The sequence below is a fragment of the Pseudotenacibaculum haliotis genome, from assembly GCF_042684245.1.
GTDB classification, from domain to species: domain Bacteria; phylum Bacteroidota; class Bacteroidia; order Flavobacteriales; family Flavobacteriaceae; genus Polaribacter; species Polaribacter haliotis_A.
The window spans coordinates 485,993-504,669 of the sequence record NZ_JBHULH010000003.1; the positions used below are offsets into that span (position 1 = coordinate 485,993).

The following is an 18,677-nucleotide window of genomic DNA, read 5'->3' on the forward strand; positions in this document are numbered from 1 at the left end:
AATGGTCTTTTTTTACTTTAAAATTGATATCTGATACCAAGAGCAATATCAAAATCGAGATCATCCCTAAAATCACCAAACCCTAATTCTGGACGTACGTCTAAAGAAATGAGTAATGGGATTTCAAAATTATATTCTATTCCTAGTGTTCCTGCGGCAAATAAAAAAGTTTCGTCTTCAATTGTATTGTTATCAAAACTATAAGAGCCTAAACCTCCTCCAGCTCCAGCAAACCAATTAAATCTTCCATCGAGTTGCCATATCCATTGGTACAAACCGGTAGCTTTGAAGCCGTCAAAATTATTGCCATTTCTCCATCCAAGGTCAATTTCTAAACGATTTGTGTCACCCAAAGATCTTTGATAAGATATCTCTGCACCTAATCCATCACTGTCACCTAATCTAAGCCCTAAAGCATTTTTAGAAATCTGCTGAGCGTTTGAAGTCATTGCAAAACCAAAGATAGCTACTACTACTAAAACTATTTTTTTCATAAAATTTAAATTTGTATTTACAGTTTTAGACACAAATTTTTTTAAGAGGTCACATCAAACAACTTTAATTAGGTAATTGATCTTTTCATATTTTTCGTTAATATGATCTTTTCCATCTAAGTATTCGGCACCCCATTTATTGTTTTTGTTGATTGTACTCAACCTTTGTGAATACATTTCGTGACGGTTGTATAAGTACTCTTTGTCTAGATATTTGTAATGAAGAAGTTTAAATTCTACCAAAGCATCTAAAACAGGAGCTTCATGAAATTTGGGGTTGCATAAGTGTGAACCCGGACGAAAGTTGATTTCTTTTACCTGCTTGGGATCAAAAATAATATTCTTGTCAAATCGGCGGTCTTTATAACCTACTTGTACTTGCTCTGTGATTAGTTTGCTATGGTCTTCAGGAAAAGAGTCGGCAATCATATTGTATCCTACTACAACAGGGATGGCAACTCCTTTTTCTTTGGCTGTCTTCAATTGATTTACCAAAGAAGGGTGATACAAAAACTCGTCCATGTCACAAACAATCACATAATCTGCAGTACTTTCTTTCCAGCAAGTATTTCGAGTGTCTCGTAATATATCTTCGCGGTGTTCTCCTCCTGTATCAAGTCGTTTGATCTGAATTCTTGAATCAAAATTTCGGATGAGTTCTTTGGATTTGTCCGTACTATCGTTATCAAAGATGGTGATCTTACTGCAAAATTGTGCATAGTAATTCAGCGTATGCAGAATCATTTTTTGTTCATTAAAGCAAAGCAAAAACAATTCAATGTTGAGATCTTTTATCATTTGAGATAGATATTGCTCTCAAATGTAATCAGCTCAATTCAGAAAAACACGGGTAGAATTGCGGGGTTTTTAGAATTTATTGCTTCAATAGTTCATTGATCTTTTCTTTAAAAGTATCACTATTGGGTCCCGGAGCTCTTTCTGTAATCAATTTACCTGAAGCATCAAATATTAAATATCTAGGAAAGCTACTTAATTTTAAATCTTGATAGAATTTAGCAGTTGGGTAATTTGTAGCTAAGAAACTATTTACCAAACCTTCTTTCTTTTCTGCGATTTCCCATTTTTCAGGATCTGTGTCTCCGGAAATGAAAACAAAAGCAATCTCTTTATCCTTATAAGTTTCTTTTATTTTCCTGTAAGCTGGAAAAGCTTGTCTGCAAGGACCACACCAGCTAGCCCAAAAATCGATATACACGATCTTTCCTTTATTATTATCTAAAATCTCTTTGAGTGTTGTTAGATCTCCTCTAGAATTTGTGAGAGTAACATCGTGAGTGATCTTGCTAATTTCCTTCAATCGTTTTGTATTGCTATCATCTACACGTTTTATTTTTTCGTGAGTTAAAGCTTCGTATTTTTTCAACCTAGAAGAGTAGGTAGATTTAGAGAAATCTATCTTGATTGTTTTTAGGTAACTCTTTAGAAGAAAGTTTTTATTGTTGGTAGAAAAATTAGAACTTTTATAAGTAAAATCGAAAGACTCTAAAGAGTTTCGAGCCATACCATTTCCTAGAGAAATGATTTTTTTCTTGAGGTTTTGAAATACGTAATTATTTAATAATTCCTCATAACTATGAATATGTAAATCAGGTTTTTTTAATAGCTCAAGATCTAACTCCTTATCATATTGACGTATTTTATAAAAAGCAGATTTTCTATAAAAATCATATTCAGCCTCACCCAATAGATCATCCTTATATAGGGAATCGATCATGGCAACCTGTTGGGTATAGATTTTGGCATATTGTTTTTTCTCTTCTTCTTTCTCTTGTTTTGTTCTAAATCGTCGGTTTGAATTAAAAAACTCAATGTTTTTCATAGGAAACGTAAATTTATCGATAACAGAAGCTACATCCCAATCATGCTTTTTGGTCTCTCTGTTTCTAACTTCGATATAGGGCTTTCCTTCAGAATATTCAATAATGGCAGAATCACCTCTTTGCAAGACATATGTTTGATATTTCCCCGGATTGTATCGTAGTTTTAGATACACGATATCATGATCAAAAACCTGTGTAATGCTTTTGTTTAGAGCTTTGTTTTTTACAGAGTATTTCTCAGGGTCATTTTTGAGCTTATAAGTTACTGTTGGACTTTTGTCTGTCTTATAAGAATATTTTCCGGTAGATACTTTGTGTTGAATCTTAGGGATGTTTTGAATGTCAACATAAATTTTTTCTTTTTGTTGAGAAAAGCAAGTAGAGATAAATAGCAAGAAAGCTAACACAATAAAGGATTGGGTAGTGTTTTTCATTTTCATATTTTTTAGTAATTCGTAGCTTTTTTAAGAGATATAAATTAAGCTCTGTAAAAGGGTTCTGTCTCGTTTACAAAATAATCTGAAACTCCATTTTCGGGTTCTATAATGATAAAATCTATAAACTCTTTTGGACCAAGAAACTTCTCTGCCAAAGGCCCGGCTTCATCGGTAATTGATGAGATCTCTTCTTTTGAATCTATGGCAATAATCAAATTAGGAGGGTTGTTAGAGCTCTTGAACTCTATGAGTCCTAAATAAGCAACTTTTACCGACTTTTTTTTCTCGAACAATTCGCAAAGAGCTTCAATCAAGCCTTCAGGATAGGTAGCCGGTTGACCTAATCTAACTTCTGTATCTTCTTTGATCTCTACCTTGTTTGGGTGGTCAAAAATAGATCCGTTAAGCATACTCTCTATTTCACCGGGAATTAATTCCTTTCCGTAATCAGAATAAGGGTTTAGAATTAAAGTAGCACCTTTAACAATTCCAAAAAGATCTTGACCTTTCATTGCCATAAAGGGAACTTCTTCTTTAATTACGCCCTTATCAAAGATTCTATTGGTAGAGGTAAACACAGGAATCTCACCATTTGGAAACGTAACAAATTCAACAGTTGTATCTTTCTTTAAAACTGTCCTTCCTTCATCAGTATTTCTACCGCTTGTAAGTACATAAAGATCATTCCATAAGAGTTTCATGTAAAAGTTGTTCCTCTGAGATACATCTTTAGATGCTTTCATTAAACTTACCTCTAATTCATTTTCGGGAAATGTAGAGCGTGTGTCTTTTCGTTTAAAAAAGTCAAATAAACCCATGGCGATGAGATTAAAATTTTTGTTTTAGTAAATGAAATGTATTTCGTGTTCAATTTTTTTGAATTGATTTGTACTGATCTTTCTAAAAAGAAAGCCTCAAAAACCAAACCAACGTGCCCTAAAGATACCTTAAAAAATTGATAAACGGGCAATTAAATGTAGTAGAAGAGTTCAACTAAAGGAATACATAAACGGGGGAGTTTAGGTTGTTGGGATGTTTTATTTCGATAAAACTTTAACCAACCACAAAATAAGATATAAACCAACTCCAACTCCTGCAAGAAGAACGAGTAGAACAAATCCCACTCTTACATGAGATGCCTGCATACCTATTTTTGCACCTAACCATTCAGATACTCCTAAAATCATGTTAGATTGCTTTTAAGTTAAACATTCCACAAACATAAGAATATTCAGCCTGTTTTAAAAAAGCTATTTTAAGCACTAAAGATGTTGTTGTGAATCAGTTTTTCTTTTTCTATTGCCTCTGCAATAGCATCCCATAATAGAATGCGCTGTTCTAGAGATTGCTTAGCTACTTCTTGAGCTTGTTGCCATTTTAAAGAGTCAGTTCCGCATAATTCGGAGATCATTTCAAGCGATAAAGGACCGTGCTCGTCTCCATCTAATTCAATATGCCTCTCCAAATAATAATACAGTTTGTTGTATTTGGTGTTTTCTGCATCTGATCTTTTTAGGATCTCGATAAACATATCCGGAATAATATCTTCTCGCCCAAAAGTAAAAGCAGAAGCAATCAAGTGTGCTTGCCCTGTTTGGATGATCTCAAAAGTAAATCGAACAAAATTGGCTGTCTGCTGAGGTATTTGCACTTGATTTAAAGCATAATCAACAGAATTTCCTGCTTGCAAGCATTCAATAAAGGTTTGAATCGTTTGAGTGCTGGCCCCTATTTGTTGCATTGCCTCAACATACATTTCGAAATGACTCTTGGGTTCACCTAATTCGTTGATGTCGCTTTCTTCTCCGTGTACGATCTCATTAATGAATCGAGAAAGTCTTGGATTGGCTTTTGGAGTCCAAGGTATCTCTACACAAGTCAGTTGAATTTGCAAAGCTTTCAGCAAAGACATAAAATCCCAAACGGCAAACACATGGTTTTCCATAAAGATTTTTACATCATCCAAGCTTTGTAAACGCTCATAAACTCTGTGTTGTTGTAGTTGATCTTGTAGTTCTTTGATCTCTGATTCGATATGCTCGATCATACTTCGGGGTGATTTAATGAATAGGTATGCAAATTTAGAGCTTTTCATGATTTGTAAAAGTCTTAAAAACACGTATTTCTACCTTTTAAAAAATCATAGAATCTTTGTAATTTTCGTTGAGACTTTTCATACTGAATTTTGAAACCTATCCATACCATAGAAGAAGTAATAGCTGCTTTAGATGAGATCATAGAAGTATCTCAGGTAAACAATGATCCTTTGGGATATTTTGCAGCTTTGTATCGTAAGGTTACCATCAAAGTAAAGGAAGGAATTGCTGAAGGTTTCTTTGATAACGGACCTAGAATGGAACGGTTGGATGTAATCTTTGCCAGTCGGTATATAGATGCTTACCACGCTTATCAGAAAAGTAAACCGGTAACCTTATCTTGGATGAAAGCATTTGAATTGTCTAAAAAGTTTTGGCCTATAGTTTTGCAGCATTTACTCATTGGAATGAATGCACACATCAACCTAGATCTAGGAATTGCTGCTGCTGAAGTGATGAAGGGCAAAGACATTCAGAAATTAAAAGGCGATTTTGATAAGATCAACGAAATACTTTCTTCATTGGTACATCAAGTAGAAACCGATCTTTCTGAGATTTGGCCAACGTTAAGAAAGATCTTGAAATGGACAGGTAAGGTTGATGACTTTTTGATCAACTTTAGTATGGAAATTGCTCGAGATGGAGCTTGGGATTTTGCCGTACAACTATCCAATACACCTGAAAACGATCAAGCGGCATTAATTCATTCCAGAGATGAAAGTGTAGCCAAAATTGGGAATTTGATCACCAATCCCGGGTTTATTGCAGGAACAATTTTTAAGATCATCCGATTGGGTGAACGAGGAACTGTAGCTCAAAAGATCGAAGATTTGAAAAATTAAACTTTAGTTCTTCGTGTTTTTAAATTTCTCTAAACATTCTTCGAGACTTTTTCCTTGTTGATGAATGCATTCGCAAAACTGAATTCCTTCAATTTCATTCTCTGAACCTATAAATTGCTTCTTACATTCTGATAATGAATTCTTAGGCATCACTTGATGGCCATAAATGAAAAAGAGTATGACAACTCCAATAGTGGCAATAACCCCGGCGGCAAACCGAAAAGGAAATTTGCTGCTGTACTTTTGAGGTTTTTCTACCAGATGTAGTGAGTTCCTTTTGAAAGGAAGAATGAACTTTAATCGATCATAATTCCAAAAAAGAACATATCCGTTTGCTAAAACCATTAAAGGAGCGGTAACAAACGAGCCGTCAAAGCGAACAGCAAAAGACAGAATACAAATGTTTAAGATGATCGGAAAATACAGAACGGCACCTAAAGTAACGGTACGCGGAATTAGTAAAAGAAGTCCGGACAATATTTGTAGTACACCAATAAATGTATAGTAATAACCTGTGTGATGCAATGCTTCTAAATACTGTCCCATAGGATGATAAACGGACAAGCCACTGGCAAATCGCTCACCGGCAACCTTTGTAATTCCCGCAGGAATAAAACCTATAGCCAAAACAATTCTGCAGAAAATAGAGAAGAGCCAAAGCCATCTGTTTTGCCGAATATCTAAATGAATTCTATCAAGTTTAGAAGAAAAACCCAAGTCAAAGAATTAAATAATTTCCATTTAAAGGTACTTATTTTTTTTTGGCATATTCAATAGCCTTTTTTAAATGGACATCGGCAAGTTGCTGGTTTCCTTTGTTTTTGTAGTAGGTGCCTAAAGCCTTATGAATGGAGGAAGAGGTTGGGAATTTTCGCAATCCGGCATTATATGTTTCAATAGCTTGTTTGTCTTTGTTGTGTTTGGCAAAAAAATCTCCAAATCGAACAGCCCACACTTCCAATCGTGGGTGCTGAAAGTACTCAGGAAATTCTTGAGCATACATTTCAAATCGTTTTAAATTTTCCTCTTTCATAGCATTGTATATCAAGAAGTGTTTTGTGGTTCTATGAACATCCGGAGAAATTCCATAACGTTCTCCTCTGTGTTTATAGTAACGTTTGATCGTTTCCAAATCACCAAAATCATCATACTCTTTTAAAGTATAAAAACGTAAGGTGTTGTAATCATTGAAATGAATATGCAAGCCGTTGTTCAAAGTTTTTAAGGAAGTACTGTAATGATCTTCACCAGCTAAGTTCTCAATCTTCCAATCAAGAGAGGTCGATTTATGTTTGTTTAGTAGACTATCCATTTTTAGAAGAGATTTTTCTAAATAAATTTCTTCCGGTGCTTTGGTTACGTACATAAAAGCCTTTGGTAAACGGTTATTCTTTGCTGATTCGTTTAAAGCAACCATTCTTTTTTGGGTAAAATGCGTAGGGCTAGACAAAAGAAAAGCGTTAAATGTATTTGGGTGCTCTGTATAGATCTCTAGTCCCAATCCAGCAGCCATTTCCCATCCTAAAAAACTACGCTCTTTTTCTTTGAGTGTTCTGTATTTTTGATCGACCTGAGGAATGAGTTCTTCCTTAAGAAATCCAATGAACTTTTGAGCATCTTCATAATATAGCTTTCGCCGTTTTCTTCTGTCGGATGAAATACCTACTACAATAAACTCAGGCGTTTTGTCTTTAAAACGCAGCATTCTTTGGTAGGTAACCGGGTGTAGAAAGTATTCTTGCCCGTCTAAAACATACATGACAGGGTAACTCTTTTCTTTGGTAGTTTCATAGCTGGGAGGCAGATATACTTCTATATTTCGTTGCTCGCCTAAATGGTTAGAGTTGAGTGAAAAGTTTTGAATTACTCCTACTTTTTCGGAGGTTGTTTGAGCGTAAGAATAGGCTAGAGAAAAACAGAAAAAGAATAGGAGAACAATAGAATGGCGCATAGTTGATCTTTGATTTATGTGATTTTAATACACAAAAACTTTGCCGTTTTTCAATAACTCTTTAGCTTCTTTCCAAGAAGGAAGTGTCTCGGTTTCTATAGTAATGGTTCGGATCTCTTTTGCAATTTGCTTGCTCTTTTTCATGGCTTCTAGATGAGCCCCACTTCTGGCAAATTCTTGCAGGTCATTTTCGTTTTCCCACAAGGTCATAGTATAATGAGTTGTCCAAAAGCCTTTCTTTTTAAAATCTTTGTAATTGCTTGTTTTCAATTGCTTGATGATCTGTAAAGCACTAGCTGATAAAGCAAAGAATTTTAGAGGGTTTTTGAGTTCTATGGAGGTGATGGTTGCTTTCATAAGATCAATTGACTTTTATTTGATATTTGTATTTTCTAATTCTCCTTTCCCTTCTTTTATAATTGATTATTTTGAGTTTCTTTCAAACTCCAACCGAATATATTCATCCGATTTTCCTTTTGGGATTGAAGGAGATTTCCATGTGGCATTTAAAATCATTTTCCCAATAAAAGCAATTTGACCAATATGATAAGGATAATGGGCAATTTGTCGAGTGATGCTTTCAATCAACTTGACTTTTTTATTCCGAATAAGAATAGGCGTATTAAAGTTGGTTTCGTCAATAGTATTTATAGCATTAAAAAGACATTTCCATCCTTTCTCCCACCTTTCAATAAGTTCAGAATAGCTTAAATGTTGTACTGCAAATTCACTTTCTCGATCTCTCCATTCTTTTTCTCCATCGCTTTCAAAAAAATCTGTCCATCTAGACAACATGTTTTCTGATAGATGGATCATGATACTAGCAATAGTATTACTTTCTTCATTGTATTTCCAATAGAGATCTTCCTCAGTTAATTGAGCTAGAGTTTTATCAGCTACACCTTTATAAGACTCAAATTGTTTTATTATGTTTTTTAGATATTCTTCTACCACGATACTTTGATGAATTAGTGCAGTTTTTCTTTGTTAAAAATAAGAAATAATTTTGCGAAAGCACACTGTTTTAACGCTTCATGCGTTCTAGATACTTTTTAGTTTCTTCGGGCTTTTCCAAAGCATCATGAGCTAAGTCAGAAGTCCATTTAAAATCGTAGATCGTAAATCCGTTAAAGCATTCTGTAGGCATCAATTCAAAAGATTTAAGTACCATAAGAAAACGATCCATTCCACCATAAGGAAAGTTTCCGGTAGAAAATTCAACCAAACCATGAGTTTCGCCAAGCTGTAGAAGATTGTTCATATCCACCTCAAATTCATGCTCTAAATAACTCATGATCTCACTTTCGTTATAACCATACACACCCATAGCATTTATTTTTTGTAAAAAATTATGAGCATATTCCGGAATAAAGGTGTTGTATCTTTTTATAATAGGAGAATCTTGATTCGAAAACTGATTTAATTCTTCAATGGCTGCATCTATTTCTTCAGAAGTCATAGTATCCCAGTCAAACTCAGGAGACTCTTCTTCTTCAAATTCAAACCCGGGTTGCCTTACAAGAACCATATGATCATACAGCTTTTGAAAGGTGTTATACTTTGAACTGTTTTGTATGTTGAATTTGATATAGAGCACGTGTGTAAATTAGATCTTGTTAGGTCATTCAAGTTTTTGGTGATAAAAATTACTTTTCTTTTTGCTTCCTTTTTAAAGTAGCCAAATACATTCTTGCGATGTCTCCCATACCGCTTAACTCTTGCTTCTGATCTAAAAGCTTTTCATAAAAGGCAATCGCTTTTTCGTAATCTTCTTCTAAGTGATATGACCAAGCCATAAAAAATAAAGCAGGAGGGTAGTTGGCATTTTTCTCTAAACAGATATTGAAATCTAATCTGGCAGCTTTGTGCTGATCAAGACTCATCTTATGAGTTCCTCTTTCCCATATTAAAGATATTTTTTGAGGATTCTTCTTAATTAGATTTGAAAGAGAATCTATTTTTTGTTGATTGCTATTTGCATCTTTCTTAAAATTCTGTTGCATTAATGAGCTTAACTCTAATGTAAATTGATAATAAGAATCACATTTATAAACTAATGTTTCTTGCATACTGCTAAACATTTCTTTCCCTATATCATATCCTAATTTATAGGCAAGAGGATCTTCAATTTTTGTAGTGTCTACTTTTTTTGCGAAATATTCTTTAAACTCTTTTTGATTGATCTTTAATGTGTATTCCATACACTTTTCCAGAAGATCTAGATCGAGCTTTGCTTGGTTCTCTTTTTTGTTATCTCCAAAACATTCACAAAAGCTAGAAGCCATCTTCTCATTTAAATTTTGAGCATTGATAGCCAAGGAAAACAATAATAAAAAGAGAAAGACAGGTTTGTTATACATCTGATATCTATTTGTCAATCATTTTTAAAAATTCACCCACATATTTTTCCTCATAATCATAAATCCCCATAATGTGTTTGCTGTTTATATCCCAAAATCGGGTATTGTCTTTATTAGCAGATTTAAATAACTTTCTTCCTAATTCATAAGGAACTTGTTCATCTGATTTACTATGCAATATAAGGGTTGGAATACTTAATTTTTTAATTTGATCCTCCGCGGCAAAGTCATTGTTCATAAGTATAGGAACTAGCCATTTAAAATTTTCTAAATTGAGTACCTGTGCATAAACTTTTCCTATATCTGGAAAAGAACTAAAAGTACCTTCTAATAACAAACCTTTTACTTGTTTTTGACGTTCATTAGCGTTCATGGTAGCAAAGGCACCTCCTAGAGATTGCCCCCATATAATTATAGGTTTGTTTGAAATACTTTCAAGTTGAGTTACTTGATCAAAAACAAATAAGGCATCTTTTTTTAAGGTTAAAGAATTATTGGCTTCTCCGTTAGACTTCCCAAAGTTTCTACGCTCGAAACAGAAAATCTGAAATCCTTTTTTTAGAAGGGGTTTGTAGGAGTCTTGTATAGAAGACATCAAGTGCATTCCTTTTCCTGAATAATGAAAAATGGTGCCTATAGGCAAAATAGAGTCTGGCTTAAAAAGAACTCCATGTAGCTTTACATCATCTTCTACATCAAAATAAAATTCTTGGTGGTTCAAGTCAGATTTAAATTCGGCATAATCAGTACCGTTCATTTGATAAATCATCTTATCGGAAAACCGTGAAAAACGAAGATATAAAATAGATAAAATAACGATTGAAAAGAGGGCTATAGCTAGCCATTTTAGAACTTTTAAAATTTTTTTCATAAGAGCTTTTAGAGTAATTCCTTACAGTTGGAATCTAAATTTTGGTTGATGTTGTAATGATTGTTTGTTGCAATTTTTGTTCGCTAAAAATAATAAATTAACTCATCACTTATCAATTTTATATTGGCAGATAATATTTTTACCTGTCTTTAGAGGGTTTGCCAAAATGGCTTTGGGAAAAATTAACACTAATAACAGTCTTAATTTTAAGAGCTATCTGAAAAGAATTCTTTATACATTGTACGACTCAATGATACTTTTTCCTTACTCATTAACTCTATACTATATTTTCCACCACCATGCTTAAAAACCTTATTGATCTTAACCTTGTTTACTATATAAGATCGATGTATTCTTATGAAGCTGTCTGGTAATATTTTTGTTAGCTTTTCTAAATTTTTATCGTGTAAGAAAGACTGATTCTCAATAGTATGTATTTCTGAATAATTCCCTGAAGCTTTTATGAACTCAATCTCTTGGATTTTAATCAATCGAATGACTCCTTTGGACTTGATGGTAAGATATTTTAGTTGTTCGCGATGTGAGCTATGACCGTTTAAGAACCTCTCAATGGAAAGTTTGAAGCGTTCCTCGACAATAGGTTTGCTTATAAAATCTAAAACACCAAAATCAAAAGCAATAGATGCCTTTTCCCTGTTTGCGGTAATTATAATGGTTTGAAAAGATTCTGCTGCTGCCGATTTAAGAAGCTCAAAACCATTTTCTCCATTTAGGTTGAGGTCTAAAAACAGTAAATCATAGATCTCTTCAGTTATACAATACCGAGCATCTTCTAAAGTATGAGATACTTTAATTATGCAATTATCTAAGTATTTTTTTGCTAGATCAGAAATACGATCAGCTACAAGGGTAACATCTTCTACGATTAAAACTTTCATAAATTATGTTTGATTTCAATGATGGATTCCCAACCGTTGTCAACTCTATTTGAATGTAACCTCCATTTCCCGGGATAACATTCTTCAAGCCTGGTTTCTACATATTTCTGACCAGTACCAGAAGCATGTGACAGATTTGATATTTTTATATTACTATTGTTAAAAAGACGATATATTATGGAGTTAACTGTTTCTTTCTTGCCTAGTACAAAACGAGCATTTTGATCACCTGAATAACCATGGGTAATTCCATTTTCTACTAGTGTGTGAAAAATTGTGGGAGGTATCATTTCATTTCCAAGAATTCCATGTACTTCCATTTTGTAATTTGCCTTTTGCTGGATGCTCATAATTTTAAGATGAGTTTCACACATTTCAATTTCCTGAGATATCGGAATAAATTTCTTTTGACTCATCTTAGATAATAAATGAAACTCTTCAGATAGAGCTTCAATCATTTTGCTTGCAGTTTCAGGTTCTTTTGACACCAATTGCTGTAAAGACATTAATGTATTAACCATAAAGTGTGGTAATATCAGTTTTTTTAAAAATTGATATTCGAGACGTTCTAGCTTAAGATTTGCTTCGTTAAGTGATTTTGTTTTTGACAATATACCTTTTGCAGAAATGAAGATCATAACTAAAGCAAAGATGATCATACCAAGATTGTCGAGTTTATAAACGAGAGAAGTAACGATAAAATTGCTATGGACAAAATCATAACCTTCAATGGTATTCTGATCATCTAAATAGTTCAATATAAATAGTGTAAACAATGCAATTGTAATCTTAATTGCGTTTTTCTTCCTTTTAAACAAAGCAAACAAACTTAGGGCAAGAGGAAAGATACTAAGTGTAATGGCAATATTAATATCAGTTAAAAAGGCAAGGATATAAGCAAGGAAAAAAGTCAGAATTGAAAGTGAGACGATTTTCTTTTCATATTCGTATTCAAAAAATAAGATGATGGATAATATGAAATAAGAGAGGTGTTCCAGTCCACTTCGAAATGGGTAACTAAAGACAAAAGATGAGGATGAAGCAAAACCGTTCCAGTAAAGAACTTCATAAGCAACCAATAAACTATTAACAAAGAATAATAAAGCCAACAGAAGAAACACCTTTTTTCTGTTGAGAGAAAAATACAAAACAAAGTTGATGAGCAGGAAAAAAGCGAACACCCCAAAAAACAAAATGGGTGCTGTTGTCATGATAAGTGTGTCTTTTTGAAAACTTTCTAAATGACCAATAGATATATCTCTGAAAATAGCACCTGTTTGTTTTTTATAATTGGTAAACTCAATTTCAATTTTGTTGAGTCCATCGACTAAATACTCTTTTGGAATTCGCTTTCGCACTAAACTTTTACCATCTACGTTTGTTTTGGAAAAGCCATTAACCTCTCCATTGTTAAAAAGCAGTTTGTTGTTCAAATAGAAATTGGCAGCATTGATATTAGTCCGGAACTGTAACCAGATATCCTCATTATTGATACGTTGTTGTCTGATATTAAAACTAAGTGTTAAATACCATAAGCCTTTTTCCTTACTTACAATTTTATAAACACCTTCAGCATTTAGTTGATCTTCGATAAAATCTTTTGTGCTTCCTTTGGATAAAGTAGCAATATTTAGTGTGCTCAGATCAATAGTTTTTCCTGAATACTCAGGGATGTTATTGACAGACTGTAGATTGAAAAGAAGACTTATAAAGAGAAATAATTTCAATGGTAAATAACGTTAGATTTGCAATAAATATACTCCTTCTCTTGTGATTTTTCACTTTTTAGCTTAATCTGTAAATATTGATATACGGGTAACAATCATGTCAAATCGACCACCTGAAAAAACATTCTGTATTGGATTGGTTGTTGGAAAATCAGTAGAGTTTGAGGCTCCTGACAAGGTAAGTGTTCCATCGAGTCCTAATGTGACTCCCTCGAATACATCGGTACCATTTCCTCCAAACAGAGTGGAAAAATGAAGAAATGAGCCATGAACGTCAAGCATTGTTATGAATGCATCTTGTTTTCTGGGAAAATGATTTTTTTGAATATTGTTAACTAAAGGGAAATCATGAGAGCTTGTTTCTCCTACAATAAAAGAATTGCCTTTGTTGTCAATCACAAGATTTCTGGGGTCATCATCTTTACTTCCTCCTAAATAAGTTGAATATAGAACTTCTTTCTTTTGTAAGTTTAGTTTGGTAATAAATGCATCTCTAGCTCCTCCAAAATTAGTTTGAAAAGAGCCTTTTGTTGTAGGGTAGTTGAGTGAATTTGTTACCCCCATAACAAATACATTCCCTAAAGAATCAAGATCAATGCTGTAAAGCCTTTCAGTTCCTGCTCCTCCTAAATAGCTGGAAAAGCTAATTTGAGATCCAATTTGGTCAATGATTGCTAAAAACACATCATCACTACCGTTATGTTTACTTTGAATAGCATTTTTTATGGGAAAATCAATAGAATTGGTGGTACCTGCAACATAAAGTTGACCCAAATCATCTGATTTTATTGAAAAACCAATGTCATCGCCAGACCCACCTAAATAAGTTGAGGATAGTAAATTACCATCAGGATTAAAAGTGCAAATGAATGCGTCTATTCCTCCAGATGATTTTGATTGCAACGCACCACTTGAGGTAGGGAAATCTTTTGAAGCAGTTCGTCCAATAACATGAATATTACCTTGTGACCCTATAATGATATCTCTGCCATCCTCGTCTTTGCTGCCACCGAGAAGAGTAGACCAAATTACTTTGCCTTGTGGATTGATCTTAACAACAAAAGCATCACTCTTTCCTCCAAAGTTAGATTGAAACCCACTTTGATTTACAGGGAAATCAGATGAATATGTAGTGCCAACAGCGTAGATATTCCCAGTCGAGTCTGATACGAGACCTTGAATGGCATCCCATTTTGAACCACCAAGTTTTGTTAAATAGGAAACCTTGGAGCCTTTGTTGTTGAGTTTTATCACAAAAGCATCCATTCCGCCACTAAGCTTGTATGGAAACTGATCAGCTCCGGGCAAATATCTAGAACTAGAATGACAACCCAAGTATGTATTTCCGTCAGTATCAATTGTGAGAACATCTGCATCGTCAGTTCCAATACCCCCGTAATATGTTGAATAAATGACAGAGGGAGATGGTTTTTGGCCATGTAATTGGCTGTTAAAAAAAGTAAGAAAGATTGTTAATGTAATAAGTAGCTGTTTCATAAAATGATTGTATTTGATAACAAGATTATTTTAAAAAACAGTAATGAGTTATGTAAATATGACCAAAAGCACAAGCTCAATGTGAATACCACAAGAGACTGTAATATTGTTGATTTTCTCTAGATCAATTGGGAAAAAGATAAAAATTTATCAGATTTTTCTAATTCTTTAAGAGGGCATCTAATTTACTTTGTGAGTTCTGATAACCTAGCTTAATCGCTTTCTGATAACTCTTTATAGCATCTTCCTTTAGCTTATTAGCTCTGTATCCATCACCTAAAGAATCCCATAAGTTTCCATCTTCCGGATACAATCGAACATTCTGTTTAAAAAGCTCTAAAGCCCAGTTCAAATGCTTGTCCAATTGCAACAGAAGGTTCCCCAAAGTGTTTAAAAGACTTGAGCTGTCAAAGTTGTCAGGATAATTTTCTTTGAGTAAGCTAAGAAGTTCATTTGATGTGTCTGTTGAGTGTTGTTCTATGTAGTTCATTGTATATGCATATACATTGTTTTGTATAGGTTCCGGAGTGTATTCCTTATCGAAGATCATTTTTGCAACAGTATAAGCAATGTGCTCAACCTTTTCGCTGTTGGCGTTGGTAACATATACGATATAGATATCCTCATCAGGAAACCAAATTAAAGAGTGAGAATAGGCTCCGTTAGAACCATTGTGAGCTATTCTTTTAACATCGTTTTTTAGTATTCTTACAACCCATCCATAGGCATAAGCATACTTGTACTTTCCGCTGGAGTAATGAGCGTGCGAAGCAGTTAGCTTATCAAAAGATGCTTTTGATATAACTGTATTTGATTTTAATGCTTTGAACCAAAGAAGCATGTCGTTTTGAGTAGAATAGATTCCACCATTGGCTTTTAAATGCCATGTAACGCCTCCGTCTTTTTGATAACGAATAATGCCTGATTCGCTGTCCAAAACCCCTCTATTATAACTGCGTGATAGTTGCTTTGTATTCCATTTTGGTAAAAGATATCCGGTTTGTTTCATTCCGGCTGGAGTGAAAAGGTATTCTTGTAAGAAGGCTTCATAAGTTTGACCGGAAGCCAATTCGATGATTCGCCCCAATACACTATATCCTGCGTTGGAATAGGAATACTTTTCTCCGGGTTTGGATTGTAGCTTACTAGCAAAAAGTTGTTTAAAAAAAGCTTCCGTAGAGATTTTATCAAAGTCTTTTCCAATAGATTCAACAAATCCGGCAGTATGCGTTAGTAATTGATGAACAGTAATGTTCTCTTTGTCTTTCGGTAGATTCTTAAAAAAGTTGCTTAGAGGGTTTTCTAATTTTAGTTTTCCTAGCTCCGCCAGTTTTAAAATAGCAGTTGCTGTAAACTGTTTGGTGTTGGAACCAATGTCAAAAATAGTATTAGGATTGTTAAGCGTTTGAGTATTCTTGTTGGCTATTCCGTAACCTTTGTTAATAACGATATTTCCTTTTTTTACAACAGAAATAGCTCCGGAAAAACCATTATTTGTTCCCGCACTTAAATAGTTATCTATCCTAGAATATAAGTTTGTAGTTTGTTGGGCATTTACCTTGGGCTGTATGCATGCAAAAGCCATACATATAAAGAATAATTTCTTCATGTTGATTTTTAAATTTGATGTTAAGACGAATGATAAACTCGATAGGTTACAGTGTTTTCGAGTTATTTTCGATGGCTTTTATGAGGTCAAAAAAGAGCTGAGGTTGTTTCGAAAATTTTCACCAATTGGAATCTCAATTTTTCCAATCTCAATATCGTTTTTTGTGTATGCGGTAATTTGATCTTTGTTGATGATATAAGAGCGATGAACTCTAACAAACCGATCATCTAATTTTTCTTCAAAAGCAGAAATGCTGGATTTGGTCATATGACTTTCTCCCTTCAAATGGATTTTCACATAATCTTTTAAACTTTCTATATACAGAATAGAACTGAAAAAAACCTTTACTTGTTTCCTGTCTTTTCTGATAAACATAAAAGCATCTTTCTTTTCGGGGATTGAAATAAGTTCAGAATTGCTTCCTTTTTGAAGCGTTCTAAACTTTTCTATAGCGTGAAAGAATCGTTGAAAAGTGATGGGTTTTAGGATATAATCAACAGCATTTAGTTCAAACCCCTCAATTGCATAATCTCTGTAGGCAGTTGTAAAAATGACTTTGGGTTTGTGTATTAGATTCTTGAAAAAATCCGTGCCTTTTAAAACAGGCATTTCAATGTCTAAGAACAGTAGATCTATAGTTTCTTCTTGAAGTATTTTACTTGCTTCAATAGCGCTATTGCATGAAGCTACCAATTCAAAATCATCTAATTGAGACAGATGTGTTTGAATCAAACCTCTGGCTAACTTTTCATCATCAATGATCAAGCATTTGTATCTCATTTTACAGGCAATTTTAATTGCACGCTAAAGCAATTGGTTTCTTCTTGAATATCCAAAGAATAACTATCTAAATATAGCAAATCCAATTGCTTTTGCACGTTGGTTAGTCCAATAGTTTCTTTGTTTACAGATACTTTGTTTTTTGCTGTTGAGTTTGTGATGTTAAACAGAATCAAGCCTTCTTCTACAGAAATCTGCATATGAATATAGGCCTTCTTTAATTCCTGAGACACACCATGTTTAAAGGCGTTTTCTATAAAGGTTAAGAGAAGCAAGGGAGCAATTCTAACATCACCCTCTATATGTTTGGTAAAGCTGATCTCTACACGTTCATCATACCGAACCTTTTCCAAGGCAAGGTAGTTGTCTATAAGCTCAATCTCTTTTTTTAGGGGGACATATTTATCGTCACACCCGTATAACATATAATCCAACATTTCAGAAAGCTTTGCAATGACCTCCGGAGCTTCGTCAGATTTGTTGATAGACAGGGCGTATAAATTATTGAGCGTATTGAACAAAAAATGAGGGTTTAATTGATGTTTTAAAGCAGATAATTCTGCTGTTTTCTTTTGTTCGTTCAGTTGCAAATAGGCTTGTTGTTCTTTGTAGAATTTGGCAATAACCAATAAGATGGTTGGCGATAAAATAGTGATGAACTTTCCTAAGAAAACACGAAGGTCAAATATTTTTTCTAAAAAGACCTTAGTAGAATCGTAAGGCATACCAAAACTCATATATTTTGGAATGTGATAGTATTCGTGACACCCAACAAAGATGATAAATACAGCAATTAATAATCCCAACAAACTCAATACAAAAAGAAAATATTTTTTGGGAGTTAAAAAACGAGGAATTAAAACGTATATAGTTGTATATGCTACTGCCATCTGGCAGAAAACATGAATAGAAAAGTGCTCTATAACTTCTGTGTATCCACTATAAGATTGCATGTTTACAGTGCCAATAAAATAAGCAAATACACCAAGCCAAAACAATACATGCCTAAGAACTGGACTACTAAAAAATGTCGATATTTTTTTGAGGCTGCTCATCTCAAGGCTAAAATACAATCTTTCATGAGCACGGATGTGAAAAGTAGCTTAAAACCTATTTTTAATCGCTAAAAACAGCAAAACAGAAGACAAAACTTGGTTTCTACCAAATACGGCTTTCTAAACGCGAAAAAACCTTCTTTGTCTACTTTTTAAAATACCAATCTGCAAGTGCCATAGTTTCGCAAGCGTGTTGTAAATACAACATCTTATTCAAC

The 18,677-nt window shown here is 33.8% G+C and carries 20 protein-coding genes; 1 reads left to right on the top strand and 19 read right to left on the bottom strand.

Going from position 1 to position 18,677, the window contains the following annotated elements:
* Positions 1–17: 17 nt before the first annotated feature.
* The 6 genes from ACFSRZ_RS07935 to ACFSRZ_RS07960 form a co-directional block, all read right to left on the bottom strand.
* Positions 18–494 carry a hypothetical protein gene (locus ACFSRZ_RS07935; protein WP_379666007.1) on the bottom strand — a complete coding sequence of 159 codons (477 nt, stop codon included), beginning with the start codon at positions 492–494 and terminating at the stop codon, positions 18–20.
* A 54-nt stretch (positions 495–548) separates the two neighbouring features.
* On the bottom strand, positions 549–1,292 hold the full coding sequence (locus ACFSRZ_RS07940) for a glycosyltransferase family 2 protein (RefSeq protein ID WP_379666008.1): 744 nt from the start codon (positions 1,290–1,292) through the stop codon (positions 549–551).
* Positions 1,293–1,368: 76 nt separating this feature from the next.
* A complete protein-coding gene (locus ACFSRZ_RS07945; RefSeq protein WP_379666009.1) occupies positions 1,369–2,769 on the bottom strand; it encodes a TlpA family protein disulfide reductase in 1,401 nt (466 codons plus the stop codon).
* A 44-nt stretch (positions 2,770–2,813) separates the two neighbouring features.
* Positions 2,814–3,590, bottom strand: coding sequence for an enhanced serine sensitivity protein SseB C-terminal domain-containing protein (locus ACFSRZ_RS07950; RefSeq protein WP_379666010.1), 777 nt, complete (start codon positions 3,588–3,590; stop codon positions 2,814–2,816).
* A 219-nt stretch (positions 3,591–3,809) separates the two neighbouring features.
* A complete protein-coding gene (locus tag ACFSRZ_RS07955; protein ID WP_379666011.1) occupies positions 3,810–3,959 on the bottom strand; it encodes a PspC domain-containing protein in 150 nt (49 codons plus the stop codon).
* A gap of 68 nt (positions 3,960–4,027) precedes the next feature.
* A complete protein-coding gene (locus tag ACFSRZ_RS07960; protein WP_379666012.1) occupies positions 4,028–4,819 on the bottom strand; it encodes a DUF3050 domain-containing protein in 792 nt (263 codons plus the stop codon).
* Between the two features lie 138 nt (positions 4,820–4,957).
* Here ACFSRZ_RS07960 and ACFSRZ_RS07965 point away from each other — a divergent pair, with 138 nt between their 5' ends.
* Positions 4,958–5,710: a DUF5995 family protein gene (locus ACFSRZ_RS07965; RefSeq protein WP_379666013.1), complete on the top strand. Its 753-nt coding sequence runs from the start codon at positions 4,958–4,960 to the stop codon at positions 5,708–5,710.
* A 3-nt stretch (positions 5,711–5,713) separates the two neighbouring features.
* Here the strand turns inward: ACFSRZ_RS07965 and ACFSRZ_RS07970 are convergent, their stop codons facing one another.
* The 13 genes from ACFSRZ_RS07970 to ACFSRZ_RS08030 all read right to left on the bottom strand — a co-directional run bounded on the left by ACFSRZ_RS07970 (position 5,714) and on the right by ACFSRZ_RS08030 (position 18,357).
* Positions 5,714–6,337 carry a DoxX family protein gene (locus ACFSRZ_RS07970; RefSeq protein WP_379666014.1) on the bottom strand — a complete coding sequence of 208 codons (624 nt, stop codon included), beginning with the start codon at positions 6,335–6,337 and terminating at the stop codon, positions 5,714–5,716.
* Between the two features lie 124 nt (positions 6,338–6,461).
* Entirely contained in the window at positions 6,462–7,661 is a 1,200-nt protein-coding gene (locus ACFSRZ_RS07975; protein WP_379666015.1) for an alpha/beta hydrolase-fold protein, read from the bottom strand.
* Positions 7,662–7,685: 24 nt separating this feature from the next.
* Positions 7,686–8,018, bottom strand: a complete 333-nt coding sequence (locus ACFSRZ_RS07980) for a DUF3291 domain-containing protein (RefSeq protein WP_379666016.1) — start codon at positions 8,016–8,018, stop codon at positions 7,686–7,688.
* Between the two features lie 66 nt (positions 8,019–8,084).
* On the bottom strand, positions 8,085–8,615 hold the full coding sequence (locus ACFSRZ_RS07985; RefSeq protein ID WP_379666017.1) for a DUF1572 family protein: 531 nt from the start codon (positions 8,613–8,615) through the stop codon (positions 8,085–8,087).
* Positions 8,616–8,685: 70 nt separating this feature from the next.
* Entirely contained in the window at positions 8,686–9,189 is a 504-nt protein-coding gene (locus tag ACFSRZ_RS07990; protein WP_379666018.1) for a hypothetical protein, read from the bottom strand.
* Between the two features lie 118 nt (positions 9,190–9,307).
* Positions 9,308–10,021 (bottom strand): hypothetical protein, encoded by a 714-nt coding sequence (locus tag ACFSRZ_RS07995; RefSeq protein WP_379666019.1) that lies wholly within the window; start codon positions 10,019–10,021, stop codon positions 9,308–9,310.
* A 7-nt stretch (positions 10,022–10,028) separates the two neighbouring features.
* Positions 10,029–10,892: an alpha/beta hydrolase gene (locus tag ACFSRZ_RS08000; protein ID WP_379666020.1), complete on the bottom strand. Its 864-nt coding sequence runs from the start codon at positions 10,890–10,892 to the stop codon at positions 10,029–10,031.
* 206 nt (positions 10,893–11,098) lie between these two features.
* Entirely contained in the window at positions 11,099–11,791 is a 693-nt protein-coding gene (locus tag ACFSRZ_RS08005) for a LytR/AlgR family response regulator transcription factor (protein WP_379666021.1), read from the bottom strand.
* Positions 11,788–13,518, bottom strand: coding sequence for a histidine kinase (locus ACFSRZ_RS08010; RefSeq protein ID WP_379666022.1), 1,731 nt, complete (start codon positions 13,516–13,518; stop codon positions 11,788–11,790). The genes ACFSRZ_RS08005 and ACFSRZ_RS08010 overlap by 4 nt, the downstream gene beginning before the upstream one ends.
* Before the next feature lie 63 nt (positions 13,519–13,581).
* A complete protein-coding gene (locus ACFSRZ_RS08015) occupies positions 13,582–15,015 on the bottom strand; it encodes an SBBP repeat-containing protein (protein WP_379666023.1) in 1,434 nt (477 codons plus the stop codon).
* Positions 15,016–15,175: 160 nt separating this feature from the next.
* Positions 15,176–16,624, bottom strand: coding sequence for a serine hydrolase (locus ACFSRZ_RS08020; RefSeq protein WP_379666024.1), 1,449 nt, complete (start codon positions 16,622–16,624; stop codon positions 15,176–15,178).
* 78 nt (positions 16,625–16,702) lie between these two features.
* Positions 16,703–17,404 carry a LytR/AlgR family response regulator transcription factor gene (locus ACFSRZ_RS08025; protein WP_379666025.1) on the bottom strand — a complete coding sequence of 234 codons (702 nt, stop codon included), beginning with the start codon at positions 17,402–17,404 and terminating at the stop codon, positions 16,703–16,705.
* Complete coding sequence (locus tag ACFSRZ_RS08030) at positions 17,401–18,357, bottom strand: sensor histidine kinase (protein WP_379666026.1); 957 nt, start codon at positions 18,355–18,357, stop codon at positions 17,401–17,403. The genes ACFSRZ_RS08025 and ACFSRZ_RS08030 overlap by 4 nt, the downstream gene beginning before the upstream one ends.
* Positions 18,358–18,677 lie beyond the last annotated feature (320 nt).